The sequence below is a fragment of the Rummeliibacillus pycnus genome (genome assembly GCF_044359855.1).
GTDB classification, from domain to species: domain Bacteria; phylum Bacillota; class Bacilli; order Bacillales_A; family Planococcaceae; genus Rummeliibacillus; species Rummeliibacillus pycnus_A.
The window spans coordinates 2,451,969-2,471,355 of record NZ_CP132291.1 but is presented as its reverse complement, the minus strand read 5'-3'; the positions used below and the strand labels follow the sequence as shown (position 1 = coordinate 2,471,355).

22 protein-coding genes are annotated in these 19,387 nt (G+C 39.2%); all 22 read left to right on the top strand.

Going from position 1 to position 19,387, the window contains the following annotated elements; genetic code table 11:
* The first annotated feature begins 176 nt into the window (after positions 1 to 176).
* The 22 genes from rpoB to Q8X41_RS12045 all read left to right on the top strand — a co-directional run bounded on the left by rpoB (position 177) and on the right by Q8X41_RS12045 (position 19,387).
* Positions 177 to 3,731 (top strand): DNA-directed RNA polymerase subunit beta, encoded by a 3,555-nt coding sequence (gene rpoB, locus Q8X41_RS12150; protein ID WP_397536582.1) that lies wholly within the window; start codon positions 177 to 179, stop codon positions 3,729 to 3,731.
* Between the two features lie 133 nt (positions 3,732 to 3,864).
* The gene (gene rpoC, locus Q8X41_RS12145) at positions 3,865 to 7,467 is read left to right on the top strand and encodes a DNA-directed RNA polymerase subunit beta' (protein WP_397536581.1); all 3,603 of its coding nucleotides are present in this window, start codon (positions 3,865 to 3,867) and stop codon (positions 7,465 to 7,467) included.
* 172 nt (positions 7,468 to 7,639) lie between these two features.
* A complete protein-coding gene (locus Q8X41_RS12140; RefSeq protein WP_397540262.1) occupies positions 7,640 to 7,855 on the top strand; it encodes a ribosomal L7Ae/L30e/S12e/Gadd45 family protein in 216 nt (71 codons plus the stop codon).
* A gap of 97 nt (positions 7,856 to 7,952) precedes the next feature.
* The gene (gene rpsL, locus Q8X41_RS12135) at positions 7,953 to 8,372 is read left to right on the top strand and encodes a 30S ribosomal protein S12 (RefSeq protein WP_102693539.1); all 420 of its coding nucleotides are present in this window, start codon (positions 7,953 to 7,955) and stop codon (positions 8,370 to 8,372) included.
* Between the two features lie 35 nt (positions 8,373 to 8,407).
* Complete coding sequence (gene rpsG, locus Q8X41_RS12130; RefSeq protein ID WP_102693540.1) at positions 8,408 to 8,878, top strand: 30S ribosomal protein S7; 471 nt, start codon at positions 8,408 to 8,410, stop codon at positions 8,876 to 8,878.
* A 42-nt stretch (positions 8,879 to 8,920) separates the two neighbouring features.
* Positions 8,921 to 11,002, top strand: coding sequence for an elongation factor G (gene fusA, locus Q8X41_RS12125; RefSeq protein WP_397536580.1), 2,082 nt, complete (start codon positions 8,921 to 8,923; stop codon positions 11,000 to 11,002).
* A 145-nt stretch (positions 11,003 to 11,147) separates the two neighbouring features.
* Positions 11,148 to 12,335 (top strand): elongation factor Tu, encoded by a 1,188-nt coding sequence (tuf, locus tag Q8X41_RS12120; protein WP_397536579.1) that lies wholly within the window; start codon positions 11,148 to 11,150, stop codon positions 12,333 to 12,335.
* A gap of 466 nt (positions 12,336 to 12,801) precedes the next feature.
* Positions 12,802 to 13,110 (top strand): 30S ribosomal protein S10, encoded by a 309-nt coding sequence (gene rpsJ / locus Q8X41_RS12115; RefSeq protein ID WP_004233624.1) that lies wholly within the window; start codon positions 12,802 to 12,804, stop codon positions 13,108 to 13,110.
* A gap of 45 nt (positions 13,111 to 13,155) precedes the next feature.
* Entirely contained in the window at positions 13,156 to 13,785 is a 630-nt protein-coding gene (gene rplC, locus Q8X41_RS12110) for a 50S ribosomal protein L3 (protein ID WP_397536578.1), read from the top strand.
* A 26-nt stretch (positions 13,786 to 13,811) separates the two neighbouring features.
* Positions 13,812 to 14,435 carry a 50S ribosomal protein L4 gene (gene rplD, locus Q8X41_RS12105; protein ID WP_397536577.1) on the top strand — a complete coding sequence of 208 codons (624 nt, stop codon included), beginning with the start codon at positions 13,812 to 13,814 and terminating at the stop codon, positions 14,433 to 14,435.
* Positions 14,435 to 14,713 (top strand): 50S ribosomal protein L23, encoded by a 279-nt coding sequence (rplW, locus tag Q8X41_RS12100; protein WP_397536576.1) that lies wholly within the window; start codon positions 14,435 to 14,437, stop codon positions 14,711 to 14,713. Before rplD ends, rplW begins: the two co-directional genes overlap by 1 nt.
* Before the next feature lie 40 nt (positions 14,714 to 14,753).
* On the top strand, positions 14,754 to 15,584 hold the full coding sequence (gene rplB / locus Q8X41_RS12095) for a 50S ribosomal protein L2 (protein WP_397536575.1): 831 nt from the start codon (positions 14,754 to 14,756) through the stop codon (positions 15,582 to 15,584).
* Positions 15,585 to 15,644: 60 nt separating this feature from the next.
* Positions 15,645 to 15,926, top strand: coding sequence for a 30S ribosomal protein S19 (rpsS, locus tag Q8X41_RS12090; protein WP_102693547.1), 282 nt, complete (start codon positions 15,645 to 15,647; stop codon positions 15,924 to 15,926).
* A 21-nt stretch (positions 15,927 to 15,947) separates the two neighbouring features.
* The gene (gene rplV, locus Q8X41_RS12085) at positions 15,948 to 16,292 is read left to right on the top strand and encodes a 50S ribosomal protein L22 (RefSeq protein WP_102693548.1); all 345 of its coding nucleotides are present in this window, start codon (positions 15,948 to 15,950) and stop codon (positions 16,290 to 16,292) included.
* A gap of 3 nt (positions 16,293 to 16,295) precedes the next feature.
* The gene (rpsC, locus tag Q8X41_RS12080) at positions 16,296 to 16,952 is read left to right on the top strand and encodes a 30S ribosomal protein S3 (RefSeq protein WP_397536574.1); all 657 of its coding nucleotides are present in this window, start codon (positions 16,296 to 16,298) and stop codon (positions 16,950 to 16,952) included.
* A gap of 1 nt (position 16,953) precedes the next feature.
* Positions 16,954 to 17,388 carry a 50S ribosomal protein L16 gene (gene rplP / locus Q8X41_RS12075; protein WP_397536573.1) on the top strand — a complete coding sequence of 145 codons (435 nt, stop codon included), beginning with the start codon at positions 16,954 to 16,956 and terminating at the stop codon, positions 17,386 to 17,388.
* The gene (gene rpmC, locus Q8X41_RS12070) at positions 17,378 to 17,578 is read left to right on the top strand and encodes a 50S ribosomal protein L29 (RefSeq protein WP_102693551.1); all 201 of its coding nucleotides are present in this window, start codon (positions 17,378 to 17,380) and stop codon (positions 17,576 to 17,578) included. The genes rplP and rpmC overlap by 11 nt, the downstream gene beginning before the upstream one ends.
* Positions 17,579 to 17,598: 20 nt before the next feature.
* The gene (gene rpsQ, locus Q8X41_RS12065) at positions 17,599 to 17,862 is read left to right on the top strand and encodes a 30S ribosomal protein S17 (RefSeq protein ID WP_397536572.1); all 264 of its coding nucleotides are present in this window, start codon (positions 17,599 to 17,601) and stop codon (positions 17,860 to 17,862) included.
* Between the two features lie 40 nt (positions 17,863 to 17,902).
* Positions 17,903 to 18,271 (top strand): 50S ribosomal protein L14, encoded by a 369-nt coding sequence (gene rplN, locus Q8X41_RS12060; RefSeq protein ID WP_397536571.1) that lies wholly within the window; start codon positions 17,903 to 17,905, stop codon positions 18,269 to 18,271.
* Between the two features lie 35 nt (positions 18,272 to 18,306).
* On the top strand, positions 18,307 to 18,618 hold the full coding sequence (gene rplX, locus Q8X41_RS12055; protein ID WP_397536570.1) for a 50S ribosomal protein L24: 312 nt from the start codon (positions 18,307 to 18,309) through the stop codon (positions 18,616 to 18,618).
* 26 nt (positions 18,619 to 18,644) lie between these two features.
* A complete protein-coding gene (rplE, locus tag Q8X41_RS12050; RefSeq protein WP_397536569.1) occupies positions 18,645 to 19,184 on the top strand; it encodes a 50S ribosomal protein L5 in 540 nt (179 codons plus the stop codon).
* 17 nt (positions 19,185 to 19,201) lie between these two features.
* On the top strand, positions 19,202 to 19,387 hold the full coding sequence (locus Q8X41_RS12045) for a type Z 30S ribosomal protein S14 (protein WP_068450148.1): 186 nt from the start codon (positions 19,202 to 19,204) through the stop codon (positions 19,385 to 19,387).

Sequence of the window (19,387 nt, the reverse complement as noted above, 5' to 3'; positions counted from 1 at the left end):
TTTGAAGGCGTTTGCCTATTGGCTGAAAATGTAAATAGCAGGAGCTTTCGAATTTAACTTTGGTTAATCGAAAATGAGCTCATCAACGAACTCGTTTTCTTTTTGTCTTTCGTAATCATACAACATTTATATGGTTTCTGAAAGACCTATTATCGCTTTATTGAGGGGTGAATGAGTTGACAGGTCAACTAGTTCAGTACGGACAACACCGCCAGCGTAGAAGCTTTGCGCGTATTAAAGAGGTGCTGGAACTTCCGAATCTTATTGAGATTCAAACCGCATCTAACGAGTGGTTTCTTGAAGAAGGTTTACGTGAAATGTTCCGTGACATTTCACCAATTGAAGACTTTACAGGAAATCTATCACTAGAATTCGTCGACTACAGTCTCGGAGAACCGAAATATGATGTCGATGAATGTAAACAACGTGACGTGACTTATGCTGCACCATTGCGTGTAAAAGTACGTCTGCTTAACAAAGAAACAGAAGAAGTGAAAGAACAAGAAGTATTCATGGGTGACTTCCCGCTTATGACAGAAACTGGTACTTTCATTATTAACGGTGCGGAACGCGTTATTGTTTCACAATTAGTTAGATCACCAAGTGTATACTATCACGATAAAACAGATAAAAACGGTAAAAAAGGTTTTGGCGCTACAGTCATTCCTAACCGTGGTGCTTGGCTTGAATACGAAACAGATGCAAAAGATGTTGTCTATGTTCGTATCGACCGTACACGTAAACTACCAATCACAGTACTTTTACGTGCACTAGGCTTCGCATCAGACCAAGAAATCATCGAATTAATTGGTGATAATGAGTTCTTGCGTAACACATTAGAAAAAGACAACACTGAAAGCACAGAAAAAGCACTATTAGAAATTTATGAACGTCTACGTCCTGGTGAACCGCCAACAGTAGAAAGTGCAAAAAATCTGTTGTATTCACGTTTCTTTGATCCAAAACGTTATGATTTAGCAAACGTTGGTCGTTACAAAATGAACAAAAAACTTCATATTAAAAATCGTCTATTCAATCAAACAATTGCTGAAACATTAGCAGATCCTGAAACAGGCGAAATTTTAGTTGAAGCTGGTACATTAATTGACCGCAGAGTATTAGATCGTTTAATTCCATATTTAGAAAATGGTGTTGGTTTCAAAACTGTTTCTAAAGTTGGAGGAGTTCTAGAAGGCGATATTCAAATTCAAGAGATTAAAATCTATGCTCCTAATGATGAATCACAAAAAGAAATTAAAGTAATCAGTAATGCTTATGTTGAAGAAGAAGTGAAACACATTACTCCTTCTGACGTAGTGGCATCTGTTTCTTATTTCTTTAACTTATTATATGGTGTGGGTGACACAGACGATATCGACCACTTAGGTAACCGTCGTCTACGTTCTGTAGGTGAACTTCTACAAAACCAATTCCGTATCGGTCTATCTCGTATGGAACGTGTCGTACGTGAACGTATGTCTATTAACGACACAGCGTCTATTGTGCCACAACAATTAATTAATATTCGTCCAGTAATTGCAGCTATTAAAGAATTCTTCGGTAGCTCTCAATTATCACAATTCATGGACCAAACAAACCCATTAGCTGAATTAACACACAAACGTCGTCTATCAGCCCTAGGACCTGGTGGTTTAACACGTGAACGTGCTGGTTTCGAAGTACGTGACGTTCACTATTCTCACTATGGTCGTATGTGTCCGATTGAAACGCCAGAGGGTCCAAACATTGGTTTGATCAACTCACTTTCAAGTTATGCTAAAGTGAATAAATTTGGCTTCATCGAAACACCTTATCGTCGTGTAGACCCTGAAACAGGTCGCTTAACTAATCATATTGATTATTTAACTGCAGACGAAGAAGATAACTATGTTGTAGCTCAAGCGAACTCACTATTAAATCCTGATGGTTCGTTTACTGAAGAAGAAGTTGTTGGTCGTTTCCGTGGAGATAACTCTGTATTCAAACGTGATACAGTTGACTACATGGATGTATCACCAAAACAAGTAGTATCTGCAGCAACAGCATGTATTCCATTCTTAGAAAACGATGACTCTAACCGTGCTCTAATGGGTGCCAACATGCAACGTCAAGCTGTTCCTTTGTTAAACCCAGAAGCTCCTTTCGTTGGTACTGGTATGGAACACGTAGATGCTCGTGACTCAGGTGCCGCAGTAGTTGCAAAATATGCAGGTATTGTTGAACACGTAGAAGCACGATCAATTCACGTACGCCGTATCGAAGAAATCGACGGAAAAGAAGTAAAAGGCGATTTAACAAAATATAAATTACAAAAATTTGTACGTTCTAACCAAGGTACAAGTTACAACCAACGTCCATTAGTGAAAGTTGGCGAACGTATTCAACCTCGTGACATTCTTGCAGATGGTCCTTCAATGGAATGCGGAGAATTAGCACTTGGTCGTAACGTAGTCGTAGCATTCATGACTTGGAATGGATATAACTATGAAGATGCTGTAATCATGAACGAACGCCTTGTTAAAAACGACGTTTATACTTCTGTTCATATCGAAGAATACGAATCAGAAGCTCGTGATACTAAACTCGGACCTGAAGAAATCACTCGTGATATTCCAAATGTCGGAGAAGAAGCATTACGTAACCTTGATGAACGTGGTATTATCCGTATCGGTGCTGAAGTAAATGATGGCGATATCTTAGTTGGTAAAGTAACTCCTAAAGGTGTAACTGAACTTACTGCAGAAGAACGTTTATTACATGCAATCTTCGGTGAAAAAGCTCGTGAAGTTCGAGATACTTCATTACGTGTTCCTCATGGTGCAGGTGGTATCGTACTTGATGTCAAAGTCTTCAACCGTGAAGATGGCGATGAATTATCTCCAGGTGTTAACCAAATGGTTCGTGTCTATATTGTTCAAAAACGTAAAATTCGCGTTGGGGACAAAATGGCCGGTCGTCACGGTAACAAAGGGGTAATTTCACGTATCTTACCTGAAGAAGATATGCCATTCCTTCCAGATGGTACTCCAGTTGACATCATGTTAAACCCATTAGGTGTACCATCTCGTATGAACATCGGACAAGTATTAGAGTTGCACTTAGGTATGGCTGCTCGCTACTTAGGCGTTCACATGGCAACACCTGTATTTGATGGTGCTAGCGATGAAGATGTATGGAAAACAATGGAAGAAGCCGGCATGAATCGTGACGGTAAAACAGTCCTTTATGATGGTCGTACAGGTGAACCATTAGATAACCGTGTATCAGTTGGGGTTATGTATATGATCAAACTTGCTCACATGGTTGATGATAAACTTCACGCTCGTTCTACAGGTCCTTACTCACTTGTTACGCAACAACCTCTTGGTGGTAAAGCGCAATTCGGTGGACAACGTTTTGGTGAAATGGAAGTTTGGGCTCTTGAAGCATATGGTTCTGCATATACACTACAAGAAATCTTAACTGTTAAATCCGATGACGTTGTAGGTCGTGTTAAAACTTATGAAGCTATCGTTAAAGGTGAAAGCGTTCCTGAACCAGGCGTTCCTGAATCTTTCAAAGTATTAATTAAAGAACTTCAATCTTTAGGGTTAGATGTGAAAATGCTAACAATCGATGATGAAGAAATTGAATTACGTGATAGTGAAGACGATGATGATCTTCAACCTAACGATTCATTCAATATCACTTCAAACGTCGATGAAGAAGCATCAGTAGGATCTCCTGAATAATTTATTTTAACAGTATTTGGGATGTTGGACAGGACCGGTTTTGGGCTTGTCCTCCTTCCCGTTTTATCAATAAATCAATCGTCGAGCTAATGAAAAGTCATTCAAGACTTCAGAATAAAGGGAGGTAGGCTCCTTGATAGACGTTAATAATTTTGAGTACATGAAAATCGGTTTAGCTTCACCTGATAAAATTCGCTCATGGTCTTATGGAGAAGTAAAAAAACCAGAAACTATTAACTATCGTACACTTAAACCAGAAAAAGATGGTTTGTTCTGTGAACGCATTTTCGGACCTACAAAGGACTGGGAATGTCATTGTGGTAAATACAAACGCGTACGCTATAAAGGTGTAGTTTGTGACCGTTGTGGTGTAGAAGTAACACGTGCAAAAGTACGTCGTGAACGTATGGGCCACATTGAGTTAGCTGCTCCAGTTTCACATATTTGGTATTTTAAAGGTATTCCAAGCCGTATGGGTCTAATTTTGGATATGTCACCTCGTGCACTTGAAGAAGTGATTTACTTTGCTTCTTATGTTGTAATCGAGCCAGCGGACACACCACTTGAGAAAAAACAATTGCTTTCAGAAAAAGAATACCGTGCATACCGCGAGAAATACGGTAAAACTTTTGAAGCTGCAATGGGTGCAGAAGCTATCAAACAATTACTACAAGAAATTGACCTTGATAAAGAAACAGAAGCACTTAAAGAAGAACTTAAAACAGCACAAGGTCAGCGCCGTACACGTGCTATTAAACGTTTAGAAGTTGTTGAATCATTCCGTCATTCAGGGAACCGTCCTGAATGGATGATTTTAGATGTACTTCCTGTGATCCCTCCAGAATTGCGCCCAATGGTACAACTTGATGGTGGCCGTTTCGCGACTTCTGATTTAAACGATTTATATCGTCGTGTTATTAATCGCAATAATCGTTTAAAACGTCTTCTTGATCTTGGGGCTCCTGGAATTATCGTTCAAAACGAAAAACGTATGCTTCAAGAAGCAGTAGATGCTTTAATCGATAATGGTCGTCGTGGTCGTCCAGTAACTGGTCCTGGTAACCGTCCATTAAAATCTCTTTCTCATATGTTAAAAGGTAAACAAGGTCGTTTCCGTCAAAACTTACTTGGTAAACGTGTTGACTACTCTGGTCGTTCTGTAATCGTAGTAGGTCCATCACTTAAAATGTACCAATGTGGTCTTCCAAAAGGTATGGCAATCGAATTGTTCAAACCTTTCGTGATGAAAGAACTTGTTGAACGTGGTCTTGCACACAACATTAAATCAGCAAAACGTAAAATCGAACGTATGCATGAAGAAGTATGGGATGTTCTTGAAGACATCATGAAAGAACACCCAGTATTACTTAACCGTGCACCGACTCTTCACAGACTTGGTATCCAAGCATTCGAACCAACTCTAATTGAAGGTAAAGCGATTCGTCTTCACCCATTAGTATGTACAGCATATAACGCTGACTTCGATGGTGACCAAATGGCGGTTCACGTTCCATTATCAGCTGAAGCACAAGCTGAAGCGCGTTTATTAATGCTTGCTGCTCAAAATATTTTGAATCCTAAAGATGGTAAACCAGTCGTAACACCTTCACAAGATATGGTATTAGGTAACTACTACTTAACTCTTGAACGTCAAGGTGCTGTCGGTGAAGGTACAATCTTCTACGGACCAGAAGAGCTAAATGTTGCTTATCAAAACCAAGAAGTTCACTTGCATTCTCGTATTGCAATCAAAGCTTCATCTTTAAATAACAAAACATTTACTGAAGAACAAAATAAAATGTTGTTGATTACTACAGTAGGTAAAGTATTCTTCAATGAAATTCTTGATGATTCATTCCCATACATCAATGAACCAACAACAACTAATTTACAAGATGCAACACCAGATAAATACTTTGTTTCAACAACAACAAATGTGAAAGAACATATCGCAGCTCAGGAAAGAATTAAACCATTTACTAAAAAATATCTAGGTAAAGTTATTGCCGAAGTATTTGCTCGTTATCACATTACTGAGACATCGAAAATGCTTGACCGTCTAAAAGATCTTGGTTTCAAATATTCTACGAAAGCTGGTATATCAATTGGTATCTCAGATATCATCGTATTACCAGGTAAACAAGAAATTTTACACAAGTCTCAAGAACAAGTAGATAAAGTAATGAAACAATTCCGTCGTGGTTTAATTACTGAAGAAGAACGATATGATCGCGTTATTTCATTCTGGAGTGCTGCAAAAGATGAAATCCAGTCTAAACTGATGGACTCACTTCCTGCAGAAAACCCAATCTTCATGATGAGTGACTCTGGTGCCCGTGGTAACGCATCTAACTTTACGCAACTTGCTGGTATGCGTGGTCTGATGGCCAACCCAGCTGGTCGTATTATCGAACTTCCAATCAAATCTTCATTCCGTGAAGGTTTAACAGTATTGGAATACTTCATCTCTACTCACGGTGCTCGTAAAGGTCTTGCCGATACAGCGCTTAAAACAGCCGATTCAGGTTACCTTACTCGTCGTTTAGTAGACGTTGCACAGGATGTAATCGTTCGTGAAGATGACTGTGGTACTGACCGTGGTTTAGCTATCACTTCTCTAAAAGAAGGAACAGAAATCATCGAAGCACTAGAAGAACGTGTTATTGGTCGTTATGCTAAGAAAACAATTCGTCATCCAGAAACAAACGAAGTCGTTGTTGCAAAAGATCAATTGATTACACCTGAACTTGCTCGTCAAATTGATGAAGCTGGAATCGAAGAAGTAACAATTCGCTCAGCATTTACATGTAACACTAAACATGGTGTGTGTAAAAAATGTTACGGCATGAACTTAGCAACTGGCGACAAAGTTGAAGTGGGTGAAGCAGTAGGTATTATCGCTGCTCAATCTATCGGTGAACCAGGTACACAATTAACAATGCGTACATTCCACCAAGGTGGAGTAGCAGGTGCCGATATCACTCAAGGTCTTCCACGTATCCAAGAAATTTTCGAATCACGAAACCCTAAAGGTCAAGCAGTAATCACTGAAATCGCAGGGGTTGTTTCTGATATCGAAGAAATTCGTGAAGGACAAAAAGAGATTACAATTCAAGGTGCAGTAGAAACTCGTAAATACTTGGCTCCTTACAATGCTCGTTTGAAAGTACAATTAAACGAACAAGTAAAACACGGTCAAATTCTTACAGAAGGTTCTATCGATCCTAAAGAATTATTAAAAGTAACAGATGTTTCTTCTGTAGAAGAATATCTATTAAAAGAAGTTCAAAAAGTATATCGTATGCAAGGGGTAGAAATCGGAGATAAACACATCGAAGTAATGGTTCGCCAAATGCTTCGTAAAGTACGTGTTATTGAAGCTGGTGAAACAGAATTACTTCCAGGTTCATTACTAGATATTCACCAATTCTCTGAAGCAAATGCTGAAGCCATACATGCAGGCAAAATCCCTGCAACATGTCGCCCAGTAATCCTTGGTATTACAAAAGCTTCTCTTGAAACAGAATCATTCTTATCTGCTGCATCATTCCAAGAAACAACTCGTGTCTTAACTGATGCTGCGATCAAAGGTAAACGTGATGAATTACTTGGTCTTAAAGAAAATGTTATCTTAGGTAAACTTGTGCCGGCTGGAACAGGTATGCAACGCTATCGTCAAATTAAAATTGCTGAAAGCGAAGCAGAAAAAACAGAAGAAACACTTGCTGCTGAGTAATTTTTAAAGATAATACAAGGAGGAGATATAATCTCTTCCTTGTAATTTTTATCAATATTCGTTGACATCATAGCTAATGGGTGTTAATATATTTTAGGTTGATAGTTGATTGTCTATCATTTCGAAGGATATGCAAATGTCTTATGAAAAAGTCAAATAGGCTAACAAAACAATCAATGGTATTAAACAAACAGTCAAAGTATTACAAACTGGTCATGTTACCGAAGTTTTCGTTGCTCTAGATGCAGACGTTCGAATGACCACGCATGCGGTGCAAGTAGCACAAGAAAATGGTATTCCCGTTGTATTTGTAGACTCGAAGAGAGAACTCGGTAGAGCCTGCGAAATTGAGTTAGGTGCTGCAGTTAGTGTATTTACTGAATGGTAGTTTTTGCGGTGATCACGCAAAGACTTTGTTTTTTACCCCAAAATGAACCACCTGGATGTGTGGATTTAAAGAAACGAAATGAAGGGAGGAAAAATCGATGCCTACAATTAACCAATTAGTACGTAAGCCTCGTCAATCCAAAAGTAAAAAATCAAAATCACCAGCGTTAAACAAAAGTTACAACAGCTTTGCAAAATCATTGACTGATGTTAACTCACCACAAAAACGCGGTGTTTGTACACGTGTTGGTACAATGACTCCAAAAAAACCAAACTCAGCGTTACGTAAATACGCTCGTGTACGTTTAACAAACCAAATCGAGGTTAATGCTTACATTCCTGGTGAAGGCCATAACTTACAAGAACACAGTGTTGTTCTTATTCGTGGCGGTCGTGTAAAAGATTTACCAGGGGTACGTTATCACGTTGTACGTGGTGCATTAGATACAGCTGCAGTAAACGGCCGTATGCAATCTCGTTCTCTATATGGTGCTAAAAAACCGAAAGAAAAAAAATAATGTAAATTAGCTTTTAGCTGAAAGGAGGAAAACAAATGCCTCGTAAAGGTCCTGTTTCCAAACGTGACGTGTTACCAGATCCAATTTATAATTCAAAACTAGTAACTCGTTTAATCAATAAAATGATGGTAGATGGTAAAAGAGGTACTTCTCAAAAAATCTTATACGGAGCTTTCGAATTAGTTAAAGAACGCTCAGGTAAAGATCCTCTAGAAGTATTCGATGCTGCATTAAACAACGTAATGCCAGTTCTTGAAGTTCGTGCTCGCCGTGTAGGTGGTGCTAACTATCAAGTACCAGTAGAAGTACGTCCAGAACGTCGTACAACTCTTGGTCTTCGTTACCTAGTAAACTACTCTCGTCTTCGTGGCGAAAAAACAATGGAAGAACGTCTAGCTAACGAAATTCTAGATGCTTCTAACAACACTGGTGCATCAGTTAAAAAACGTGAAGATATGCACAAAATGGCAGAAGCGAACAAAGCATTCGCTCACTACCGTTGGTAATCACAATTTAATCTTAATCCATTATGGAAGGAGAAAGGCCGCATGACTAGAGAGTTCTCCCTTGAAAATACTCGTAATATTGGAATCATGGCTCACATTGATGCTGGTAAAACAACAACAACTGAGCGTATCCTTTATTACACTGGTAAGATTCATAAAATCGGTGAAACTCACGAAGGTGCTTCTCAAATGGACTGGATGGAGCAAGAACAAGAACGTGGTATCACTATCACTTCTGCTGCTACAACAGCTCAATGGAAAGGTAACCGAGTTAACATTATCGACACACCAGGACACGTAGACTTCACTGTAGAAGTTGAACGTTCTCTTCGTGTACTTGATGGTGCTGTGACTGTACTTGATGCACAATCAGGTGTAGAACCACAAACTGAAACTGTATGGCGCCAAGCGACTACTTACGGCGTACCACGTATCGTATTCATCAACAAAATGGATAAAATCGGTGCTGACTTCTTATATTCTGTAAATACTTTACACGAACGTTTAGAAGCTAACGCTCATCCAATCCAATTACCAATTGGTGCTGAAGATGAATTCAATGCAATTATTGACCTTGTAGAAATGAAAGCTACATTCTACAAAGAAGGCGATGATGGTTCAAACGCTGAAGTTAAAGAAATTCCAGAAGAATACAAAGCACAAGCTGAAGAATATCGTGAAAAATTGATCGAAGCTTTAGCTGAACTTGATGAAAATCTAATGGAAAAATACTTCGCTGGTGAAGAAATCACTAAAGAAGAAATCAAAGCAGCTATCCGTAAAGCTACTTTAAACGTTGAATTCTACCCTGTAACTTGTGGTACTGCGTTCAAAAACAAAGGTGTTCAATTAATGCTTGATGCAGTAATTGATTACCTTCCAGCTCCAACAGACGTTGCTTCTATTAAAGGTACTTCTGTTGATGGCGAAGAAGAAATCGTACGTCACTCATCTGATGACGAACCATTCTCAGCATTAGCATTCAAAGTTATGACTGACCCTTATGTTGGTAAATTAACTTTCTTCCGTGTGTACTCTGGTGTACTTGAATCAGGTTCATACGTACAAAACTCTACAAAAGGTAAACGTGAACGCGTAGGTCGTATCCTACAAATGCACGCTAACTCTCGTGAAGAGATCAGTACAGTATACGCTGGGGACATTGCAGCTGCAGTAGGTCTTAAAGCTACTACTACAGGTGATACTCTATGTGACGAAAATAGCTTAGTTATTCTTGAGTCAATGGAATTCCCTGAACCAGTTATCTCTCTTTCTGTAGAACCAAAATCAAAAGCTGACCAAGATAAAATGGGACAAGCTTTACAAAAATTACAAGAAGAAGATCCTACTTTCCGTGCTCACACTGACACAGAAACTGGCCAAACAATCATCTCTGGTATGGGTGAGCTTCACCTTGATATCATTGTTGACCGTATGAAACGTGAATTCCACGTTGAAGCTAACGTAGGTGCTCCTCAAGTATCTTACCGTGAAACTTTCCGTACTGGAGCTCAAGTTGAAGGTAAATTTGTACGTCAATCAGGTGGTCGTGGTCAATACGGTCACGTTTGGATCGAATTTGAACCAAACGAAGAAGGTAAAGGATTTGAATTCGAAAACGCTATCGTTGGTGGTGTAGTTCCTCGTGAATACATTCCAGCTGTAGAAGCAGGTATTCGAGATTCTTTACAAAATGGTGTCCTTGCTGGATTCCCATTAATCGACGTTAAAGCGAAATTATTCGATGGTTCTTACCATGATGTCGATTCAAACGAAATGGCATTTAAAGTAGCTGCTTCAATGGCTCTTAAAAACGCAGTTTCTAAATGTAACCCAGTTCTTTTAGAACCAGTTATGAAAGTAGAAGTTGTAATGCCAGAAGAATATCTTGGTGATATCATGGGTAACATTACTTCTCGCCGTGGTCGCGTAGAAGGTATGGAAGCTCGCGGTAACGCTCAAGTTGTTCGTGCAATGGTTCCACTTGCTGAAATGTTTGGTTATGCAACAACTTTACGTTCAGCTACACAAGGTCGCGGTACATTCTCAATGGTATTTGACCATTATGAAGAAGTTCCAAAATCTATTGGTGAAGAAATCATTAAACAAAACAAAGGTGAATAATTAAATCAATTTTTTAATTGAATTTTACCTTGTTATCAAGTATAAATAACATGTAAGCTATGTTATCTTCAAGGAGTAGGGCCCTATTGCTTGAAGGTACATAACTATAAACTAAAACTTATAACCCTGAGGAGGCAATTTTAAAATGGCTAAAGAAAAATTCGACCGTTCTAAAACACATGCTAACATTGGTACAATCGGACACGTTGACCATGGTAAAACTACATTAACTGCTGCAATCGCTACAGTTCTTTCTAAAAAAATGGGTGGGGAAGCTAAATCATACGATCAAATCGATAACGCTCCTGAAGAAAAAGAACGCGGTATCACAATCAACACTTCTCACATCGAATATGAAACTGAAACTCGTCACTATGCTCACGTTGACTGCCCAGGACACGCTGACTATGTTAAAAACATGATCACTGGTGCTGCTCAAATGGATGGCGGTATCTTAGTAGTATCTGCTGCTGATGGTCCAATGCCACAAACTCGTGAACACATCTTATTATCTCGCCAAGTAGGTGTTCCTTACCTAGTAGTATTCTTAAACAAATGCGATATGGTAGACGACGAAGAATTACTTGAATTAGTTGAAATGGAAGTTCGTGACTTACTATCTGAATACGATTTCCCAGGCGATGATGTTCCTGTAATCAAAGGTTCTGCTCTTAAAGCTCTTGAAGGTGAAGAAGAATGGGAAGAAAAAATCGTTGAATTAATGGACGCAGTAGATTCTTATATCCCAACTCCAGAACGTCAAACTGACAAACCATTCATGATGCCAGTCGAAGACGTATTCTCTATCACTGGTCGTGGTACAGTTGCAACTGGTCGTGTAGAACGCGGTCAATGTAAAGTTGGTGACGTTATTGATATCGTAGGTATCACAGAAGAAACTAAACAAACAACTGTAACAGGCGTTGAAATGTTCCGTAAATTATTAGACTACGCTGAAGCAGGCGATAACATCGGTGCTTTACTTCGTGGTGTAGCTCGTGAAGATATCCAACGTGGACAAGTACTTGCTAAACCAGGTACAATCACTCCACATACTTCATTCAAAGCTGAAGTTTACGTTTTATCTAAAGAAGAAGGTGGCCGTCATACTCCATTCTTCTCTAACTACCGTCCTCAGTTCTACTTCCGTACAACTGACGTTACTGGCGTAATCACTCTACCAGAAGGCGTAGAAATGATCATGCCTGGCGATAACACTGAAATGAACGTAGAATTAATTCACCCAATCGCTATCGAAGAAGGTACTAAATTCTCAATTCGTGAAGGTGGCCGTACTGTAGGCGCTGGCGTAGTATCAACTATCAATAAATAATATAAGCTTTAATAAGCTTTTTAAAACCATTCCGAGTGCACACGGAATGGTTTTTTTATACTTAAATTCTATGACCAGATATAATTTTTCTATTATATTGTATTTTAATTTGGTTTATTATTCTTGTTACTTCAGTAAGTAATGAAAATCAATTATTATGGAAGAGTGCTATTATTTATGTAACAGTAAAATAACAAACAAAATAATTGTCAAAGTCTATTGTTTTTTATATAATTGATAGCGTGAAAAAAGCAGTAATAATAAGAGCAAAGAAAATCTTCAACATTGAAAAGAATTTAGCGAAATTACTTGCTTATTCGTAGTATTCTATGTATAATATTAAATGTTGGTCTTTGACTGCGATGAAGCGGGAGGTTGCCGGCACACCCGGCCGCATTGCCATGGCGCGTGTGTGGGAAATTTCCGTGGAGAATGTCTAGGAAATAGGCGAAAAGGAGGGAAAATAATGGCAAAGCAAAAGATTCGTATTCGTTTAAAAGCATATGATCACAGAATTCTTGATCAATCCGCTGAAAAAATTGTGGAAACTGCTAAGCGTTCAGGTGCAAGTGTATCAGGTCCGATTCCACTTCCAACTGAAAAATCTGTTTACACTATTCTACGTGCGGTTCATAAGTACAAAGATTCTCGTGAACAATTTGAAATGCGCACACATAAACGTCTAATCGATATCGTTAACCCAACACCTCAAACTGTTGATGCGTTAATGAAATTAGATTTACCATCAGGCGTTGATATTGAAATCAAACTATAATGGTAAAAGTAAAATATATCCCAAAATTTATAGGAGGTGTGACGAATGACCAAAGGAATCTTAGGTAGAAAAATCGGTATGACGCAAGTTTTTGCTGAGAATGGTGATTTGATCCCTGTAACTGTTGTTGAAGCTGCTCCAAACGTAGTACTTCAAAAGAAAACAGCTGAAACAGATGGCTACGAAGCAATCCAAATCGGTTTCGACGATAAACGTGAAAAACTTTCAAACAAACCAGAAAAAGGACACGTAGCTAAAGCAAACACTACTCCTAAGCGCTTCATCCGCGAATTCCGCGATGTAAACTTAGCTGAGTACGAAGTTGGTCAAGAAGTCAAAGTTGAAATTTTCGCAGAAGGCGATGTAGTAGATGTAACAGGTGTTACTAAAGGTAAAGGTTTCCAAGGTGTTATCAAACGCCACGGACAATCTCGTGGACCAATGGCTCACGGATCTCGTTACCACCGTCGTCCTGGTTCAATGGGTCCAGTTGCTCCGAACCGCGTATTCAAACAAAAAAAATTACCTGGTCAAATGGGTGGCAACACAGTAACTATTCAAAATTTAACTATTGTTAAAGTTGATGCTGAACGTAACTTGCTACTTATTAAAGGTAATGTTCCTGGTTCTCGTAAAGCATTAGTAACAGTTAAATCTGCTATTAAAGCTAACTAATTTTCCGAAGAAAGGAGGAAACAGGAATGACAAAAGTTAACGTACTTAGTCAAACAGGTTCTTCTGTAGGCGAAATCGAATTAAACGATGCGATCTTCGGAATTGAACCAAACCAATCAGTGTTATTTGACGCTATCATCGCTCAACGCGCTTCACTACGTCAAGGTACACATAAAGTTAAAAACCGTTCTGAAGTTGCTGGTGGTGGTCGTAAACCATGGCGTCAAAAAGGTACAGGTCGTGCTCGTCAAGGTTCTATCCGTTCTCCACAATGGCGTGGCGGTGGTATCGTATTCGGCCCAACACCTCGTAGCTACAGCTACAAACTTCCTAAAAAAGTTCGTCGTTTAGCTCTTAAATCAGCATTATCTTCACTTGTTGCTGAAACAAACTTCTTAGTTTTAGATGCTCTTAAATTAGAAGCACCAAAAACAAAAGATTTCGCGAAAGTTCTATCTGATCTTTCTATCGAAACTAAAGTATTATTTGTAACTGCAGACTTAGATGAAAACGTAGCATTATCTGCTCGTAACATCCAAGGCGTAACAGTTCTAACTGCTGCTGGAATCAACGTTCTTGATCTTGTAGGTCATGATAAAGTTGTATTCACTCAAGCTGCAGTACAAAAAGTTGAGGAGGTGCTTGGTTAATGGAAGCACGTAATGTATTAAAACGTCCTGTCATTACTGAGCGTTCTTCAGAACAAATGGCAGAAAATAAATATACTTTTGAAGTTGACACTCGTGCCAACAAAACAGAAGTAAAAGATGCTGTTGAAGAAATCTTTGGCGTGAAAGTTGAAAAAGTCAACATCATGAACTACAAAGGTAAATTCAAACGTGTCGGTAAATTCGGTGGTTACACAAACAAACGTCGTAAAGCTATTGTAAAATTAGCTGAAGGCGAAATCGAATTATTCGAAATGTAATTATCGTTCAATATGAACAATAAAGAAGGAGGGAACACAAATGGCGATTAAAAAGTATAAGCCTACCTCAAATGGTCGTCGTAACATGACATCATCTGACTTTGCTGAGATTACTACTAACAAACCTGAAAAATCTTTGTTAGAATCTACAAAACGCAAAGCTGGTCGTAACAACCAAGGTAAAATCACTGTTCGTCATCATGGTGGTGGCCACAAACGTCAATACCGTGTCATCGATTTCAAACGTTTGAAAGATGGCATTCCAGGACGCGTTGCTACTATCGAATATGATCCAAACCGATCTGCAAACATCGCATTAATTAACTATGCTGATGGTGAAAAACGTTATATCCTAGCACCAAAAGGTCTAGAAGTTGGAATGACTATTGTATCTGGTCCAGAAGTTGATATTAAAGTAGGTAACGCCCTACCATTATCAAACATCCCAATGGGTACAACAATCCATAATATCGAAATGAAACCTGGTAAAGGTGGACAACTAGTACGTTCTGCTGGTACTTCTGCTCAAATTCTAGGTAAAGAAGATAAATACGTAATCATTCGTCTTCAATCTGGCGAAGTTCGTATGATTCTAGGTACATGCCGTGCTACTATCGGTGCAGTTGGTAACGAACAACACGAACTAATTCACATTGGTAAAGCTGGTCGTTCTCGCTGGTTAGGCAAACGCCCAACTGTACGTGGTTCTGTTATGAACCCTAACGATCACCCACATGGTGGTGGTGAAGGTAAAGCTCCTGTAGGACGTAAATCACCAATGACACCTTGGGGTAAACCAGCACTTGGTTACAAAACTCGTAACAAGAAAAACAAATCCGACAAACTTATCATTCGTCGTCGTAAAAAATAATGTGATTAGACTACGGTTCAATGAGAGAACCGTGGTGAAATCACGGAGGGAGGTTCCAAAATGGGTCGTAGCTTGAAAAAAGGACCTTTTGTTGACGAACACTTAATGAAAAAAGTGGAAGCTCAACAAGATTCAGAAAAAAAACAAGTGATCAAAACTTGGTCTCGCCGCTCTACAATCTTCCCGAATTTTATCGGTTTAACAATCGCTGTATATGATGGACGTAAACACGTGCCTGTATACGTGACTGAAGATATGGTAGGTCATAAACTAGGCGAATTTGCACCAACTCGTACTTTTAAAGGTCATGGTGCAGATGATAAGAAAACTTCAGTACGCTAATTTGAGGGGAGGTAAATCCTGATGCAACAAGCTAAAGCTATTGCTCGCACAGTTCGAATTGCTCCTCGTAAAGTCCGCTTAGTAGTTGATTTAATCCGAGGCAAGCAAGTAGGCGAAGCAGTTGCAATTTTACGCCATACTCCAAGAGCAGCATCTCCTGTAGTAGAAAAAGTGTTAAAATCTGCAGTCGCTAACGCTGAACACAATTATGATTTAGACGTTAACAACTTAGTAATTTCAGAAGTATTCGTTGACGAAGGTCCAACATTGAAACGTTTCCGTCCACGTGCTCAAGGACGTGCAAGCGCAATTAACAAACGTACAAGCCACATTACAATCGTGGTATCTGAGAAGAAGGAGGGATAATACGTGGGACAAAAAGTACATCCAATAGGATTACGTGTCGGTGTCATTCGTGACTGGGAGTCTAGATGGTACGCAGAAAAAGACTATGCTACATTACTTCACGAAGACATTAAAGTTCGTAAATTCATCGAAACTAGATTAAAAGAAGCATCGGTTTCTAAAGTTGAAATCGAACGTGCTGCAAATAAAGTCAACATCACAATTAGCACTGCGAAACCAGGTATGGTTATCGGTAAAGGCGGTACTGAAGTTGAATCACTTCGTAAAAACCTTAACGAAATGACTGGTAAACGCGTACACATCAACATTGTTGAAATCAAACGTGCTGATCTTGATGCTAAATTGGTAGCTGAAAATATTGCTCGCCAATTAGAAAACCGTGTATCATTCCGTCGTGCACAAAAACAAGCAATTCAACGTACAATTCGTGCAGGTGCTCAAGGTATTAAAACTCAAGTATCTGGTCGTCTAGGTGGCGCTGATATCGCTCGTGCTGAACACTACAGTGAAGGAACTGTTCCGCTTCATACTCTTCGCGCTGACATTGATTATGCTCATGCAGAAGCTGACACTACTTATGGTAAATTAGGTGTTAAAGTATGGATCTACCGCGGTGAAGTCCTTCCAGTTAAGAAGAACTCTGAGGAAGGAGGCAAATAATATGTTATTGCCAAAACGCGTTAAATACCGTCGTGTACACCGTGGCAAAATGCGTGGTGAAGCGAAAGGCGGCACACAAGTAACATTTGGTGAATTTGGTTTACAATCATTAGAAGCTAGCTGGATCACTAACCGTCAAATCGAAGCTGCACGTATTGCTATGACTCGTTATACAAAACGTGGCGGTAAAGTTTGGATTAAAATCTTCCCACACAAACCATACACTAAAAAGCCTCTTGAAGTACGTATGGGTTCAGGGAAAGGTGCTCCTGAAGGTTGGGTAGCCGTAGTAAAACCAGGTAGAATTATGTTTGAAATCGGTGGCGTTTCTGAAGAAATCGCTCGTGAAGCACTTCGTTTAGCAGCTCATAAATTGCCTGTTAAATGTAAGATTGTTAAACGTGAAGAAATTGGTGGTGAATCTAATGAAAGCTAATGAAATCCGTGAACTTACAACTGTAGAAATCGAAGTAAAAGTAAAATCACTGAAAGAAGAGCTTTTCAACCTTCGCTTCCAATTGGCGACTGGTCAATTAGAAAACACAGCTCGCATTCGTGAAGTACGCAAAGCGATTGCGCGAATGAAAACTGTGATTCGCGAAAGAGAAATCAGTGCAAATAACTGATAAAGAGGAGGTTTGCAAGCATGACTGAGCGTAACCAACGCAAAGTTTACACAGGCCGCGTAGTTTCAGACAAAATGGACAAAACAGTCACTGTTATGGTTGAAACTTACAAAAAGCATTCGCTTTATGGTAAACGTGTAAAGTACTCTAAAAAGTTCAAAGCGCATGATGAAAACAACGTAGCTAAAGTTGGAGATATCGTACGCATTATGGAAACTCGTCCGCTATCAGCTACTAAACGCTTCCGTTTAGTCGAAGTTGTAGAAAAAGCGGTTATTATCTAATAAAATTCGGAACAACATAGTCCGAAGGGAGGTAACCTAAGTGATTCAACAAGAAAGTCGTTTGAAAGTTGCCGACAACTCAGGTGCGAAAGAAGTTCTAACTATTAAAGTACTAGGTGGTTCTGGACGTAAAACTGCTAACATCGGTGATGTTATTGTTTGTACAGTCAAGAAAGCAACACCAGGTGGCGTTGTCAAGAAGGGCGAAGTAGTTAAAGCTGTTATCGTTCGTACTAAAAGCGGTGTTCGTCGTAAAGACGGTACTTACATCAAATTTGATGAAAACGCATGTGTAATCATTAAAGATGATAAATCACCACGCGGAACACGTATTTTCGGACCAGTTGCACGTGAATTACGTGACAACAGCTTTATGAAAATTGTTTCATTAGCTCCGGAAGTTCTTTAATTACATGAAAGTGCCAATCAAGGAGGTGCGACAGAATGCATGTTAAAAAAGGCGACAAAGTAATGGTTATTACAGGTAAAGATAAAGGCAAAACAGGTGTAATCCTAGCTGCTTTCCCTAAAAAAGATCGCGTGTTAGTTGAAGGTGTAAACATCGTTAAAAAACACGTAAAACCTAACCAACTTAATCCACAAGGTGGAATTGTCAGCCAAGAGGCAGCAATTCACGTTTCGAACGTAATGCTAATCGATCCTAAATCTGGCGAGCCGACTCGCGTAGGTTATAAAGAAGAAGATGGCAAAAAAGTTCGTGTAGCAAAAAAATCAGGTGCAGTAATCGATAAATAAGTTTAAAAGAGAAGGGAGGTACTAACATGAACCGCCTAAAAGAAAAATATGTAAATGAAGTTTCTTCAGCTCTTATGAGCAAATTCGAATACACTTCAACTATGCAAGTACCAAAAGTTGAAAAAATCGTTATCAACATGGGTGTTGGTGATGCAGTTCAAAACTCTAAAGTTCTTGATACAGCTGTAGAGGAATTACAATTAATCACTGGTCAAAAACCAGTTATTACTAAAGCTAAAAAATCTATCGCTGGCTTCCGTCTTCGTGAAGGTATGCCAATCGGCGCAAAAGTTACATTACGTGGTGAACGTATGTATGACTTCTTGGACAAATTAATTTCTATTTCTCTTCCACGTGTACGTGACTTCCGTGGTGTTTCTAAAAAAGCATTCGATGGTCGCGGTAACTATACTCTAGGTGTAAAAGAACAATTAATTTTCCCTGAAATCGACTATGATAAAGTTTCAAAAGTACGCGGTATGGATATCGTTATCGTTACTACTGCGAACTCTGATGAAGAAGCTCGCGAGTTGTTAACACAATTCGGTATGCCATTCCAAAAATAATATAGGGAGGCGAGAACGTGGCTAAAAAATCAATGATCATTAAACAACAACGTGGTTCAAAGTTTAAAGTGCAAGAATATACACGCTGTGAACGCTGTGGTCGTCCACACTCTGTATACCGCAAATTCAAACTTTGCCGTATTTGTTTCCGTGAACTTGCTTATAAGGGACAAATTCCTGGCGTCAAAAAAGCCAGCTGGTAA

Coding starts and splice junctions, on each gene's coding strand:
- rpsG (WP_102693540.1), top strand. CDS start 8,408: ATGCCTCGTAAAGGTCCTGTTTCCAAACGTGACGTGTTACCAGATCCA.
- rpsS (WP_102693547.1), top strand. CDS start 15,645: ATGGGTCGTAGCTTGAAAAAAGGACCTTTTGTTGACGAACACTTAATG.
- rplE (WP_397536569.1), top strand. CDS start 18,645: ATGAACCGCCTAAAAGAAAAATATGTAAATGAAGTTTCTTCAGCTCTT.
- rpsQ (WP_397536572.1), top strand. CDS start 17,599: ATGACTGAGCGTAACCAACGCAAAGTTTACACAGGCCGCGTAGTTTCA.
- rpsL (WP_102693539.1), top strand. CDS start 7,953: ATGCCTACAATTAACCAATTAGTACGTAAGCCTCGTCAATCCAAAAGT.
- rplV (WP_102693548.1), top strand. CDS start 15,948: ATGCAACAAGCTAAAGCTATTGCTCGCACAGTTCGAATTGCTCCTCGT.
- fusA (WP_397536580.1), top strand. CDS start 8,921: ATGACTAGAGAGTTCTCCCTTGAAAATACTCGTAATATTGGAATCATG.
- rplX (WP_397536570.1), top strand. CDS start 18,307: ATGCATGTTAAAAAAGGCGACAAAGTAATGGTTATTACAGGTAAAGAT.
- rplC (WP_397536578.1), top strand. CDS start 13,156: ATGACCAAAGGAATCTTAGGTAGAAAAATCGGTATGACGCAAGTTTTT.
- rplD (WP_397536577.1), top strand. CDS start 13,812: ATGACAAAAGTTAACGTACTTAGTCAAACAGGTTCTTCTGTAGGCGAA.
- tuf (WP_397536579.1), top strand. CDS start 11,148: ATGGCTAAAGAAAAATTCGACCGTTCTAAAACACATGCTAACATTGGT.
- rplB (WP_397536575.1), top strand. CDS start 14,754: ATGGCGATTAAAAAGTATAAGCCTACCTCAAATGGTCGTCGTAACATG.
- rpsJ (WP_004233624.1), top strand. CDS start 12,802: ATGGCAAAGCAAAAGATTCGTATTCGTTTAAAAGCATATGATCACAGA.
- rpmC (WP_102693551.1), top strand. CDS start 17,378: ATGAAAGCTAATGAAATCCGTGAACTTACAACTGTAGAAATCGAAGTA.
- rplW (WP_397536576.1), top strand. CDS start 14,435: ATGGAAGCACGTAATGTATTAAAACGTCCTGTCATTACTGAGCGTTCT.
- rplP (WP_397536573.1), top strand. CDS start 16,954: ATGTTATTGCCAAAACGCGTTAAATACCGTCGTGTACACCGTGGCAAA.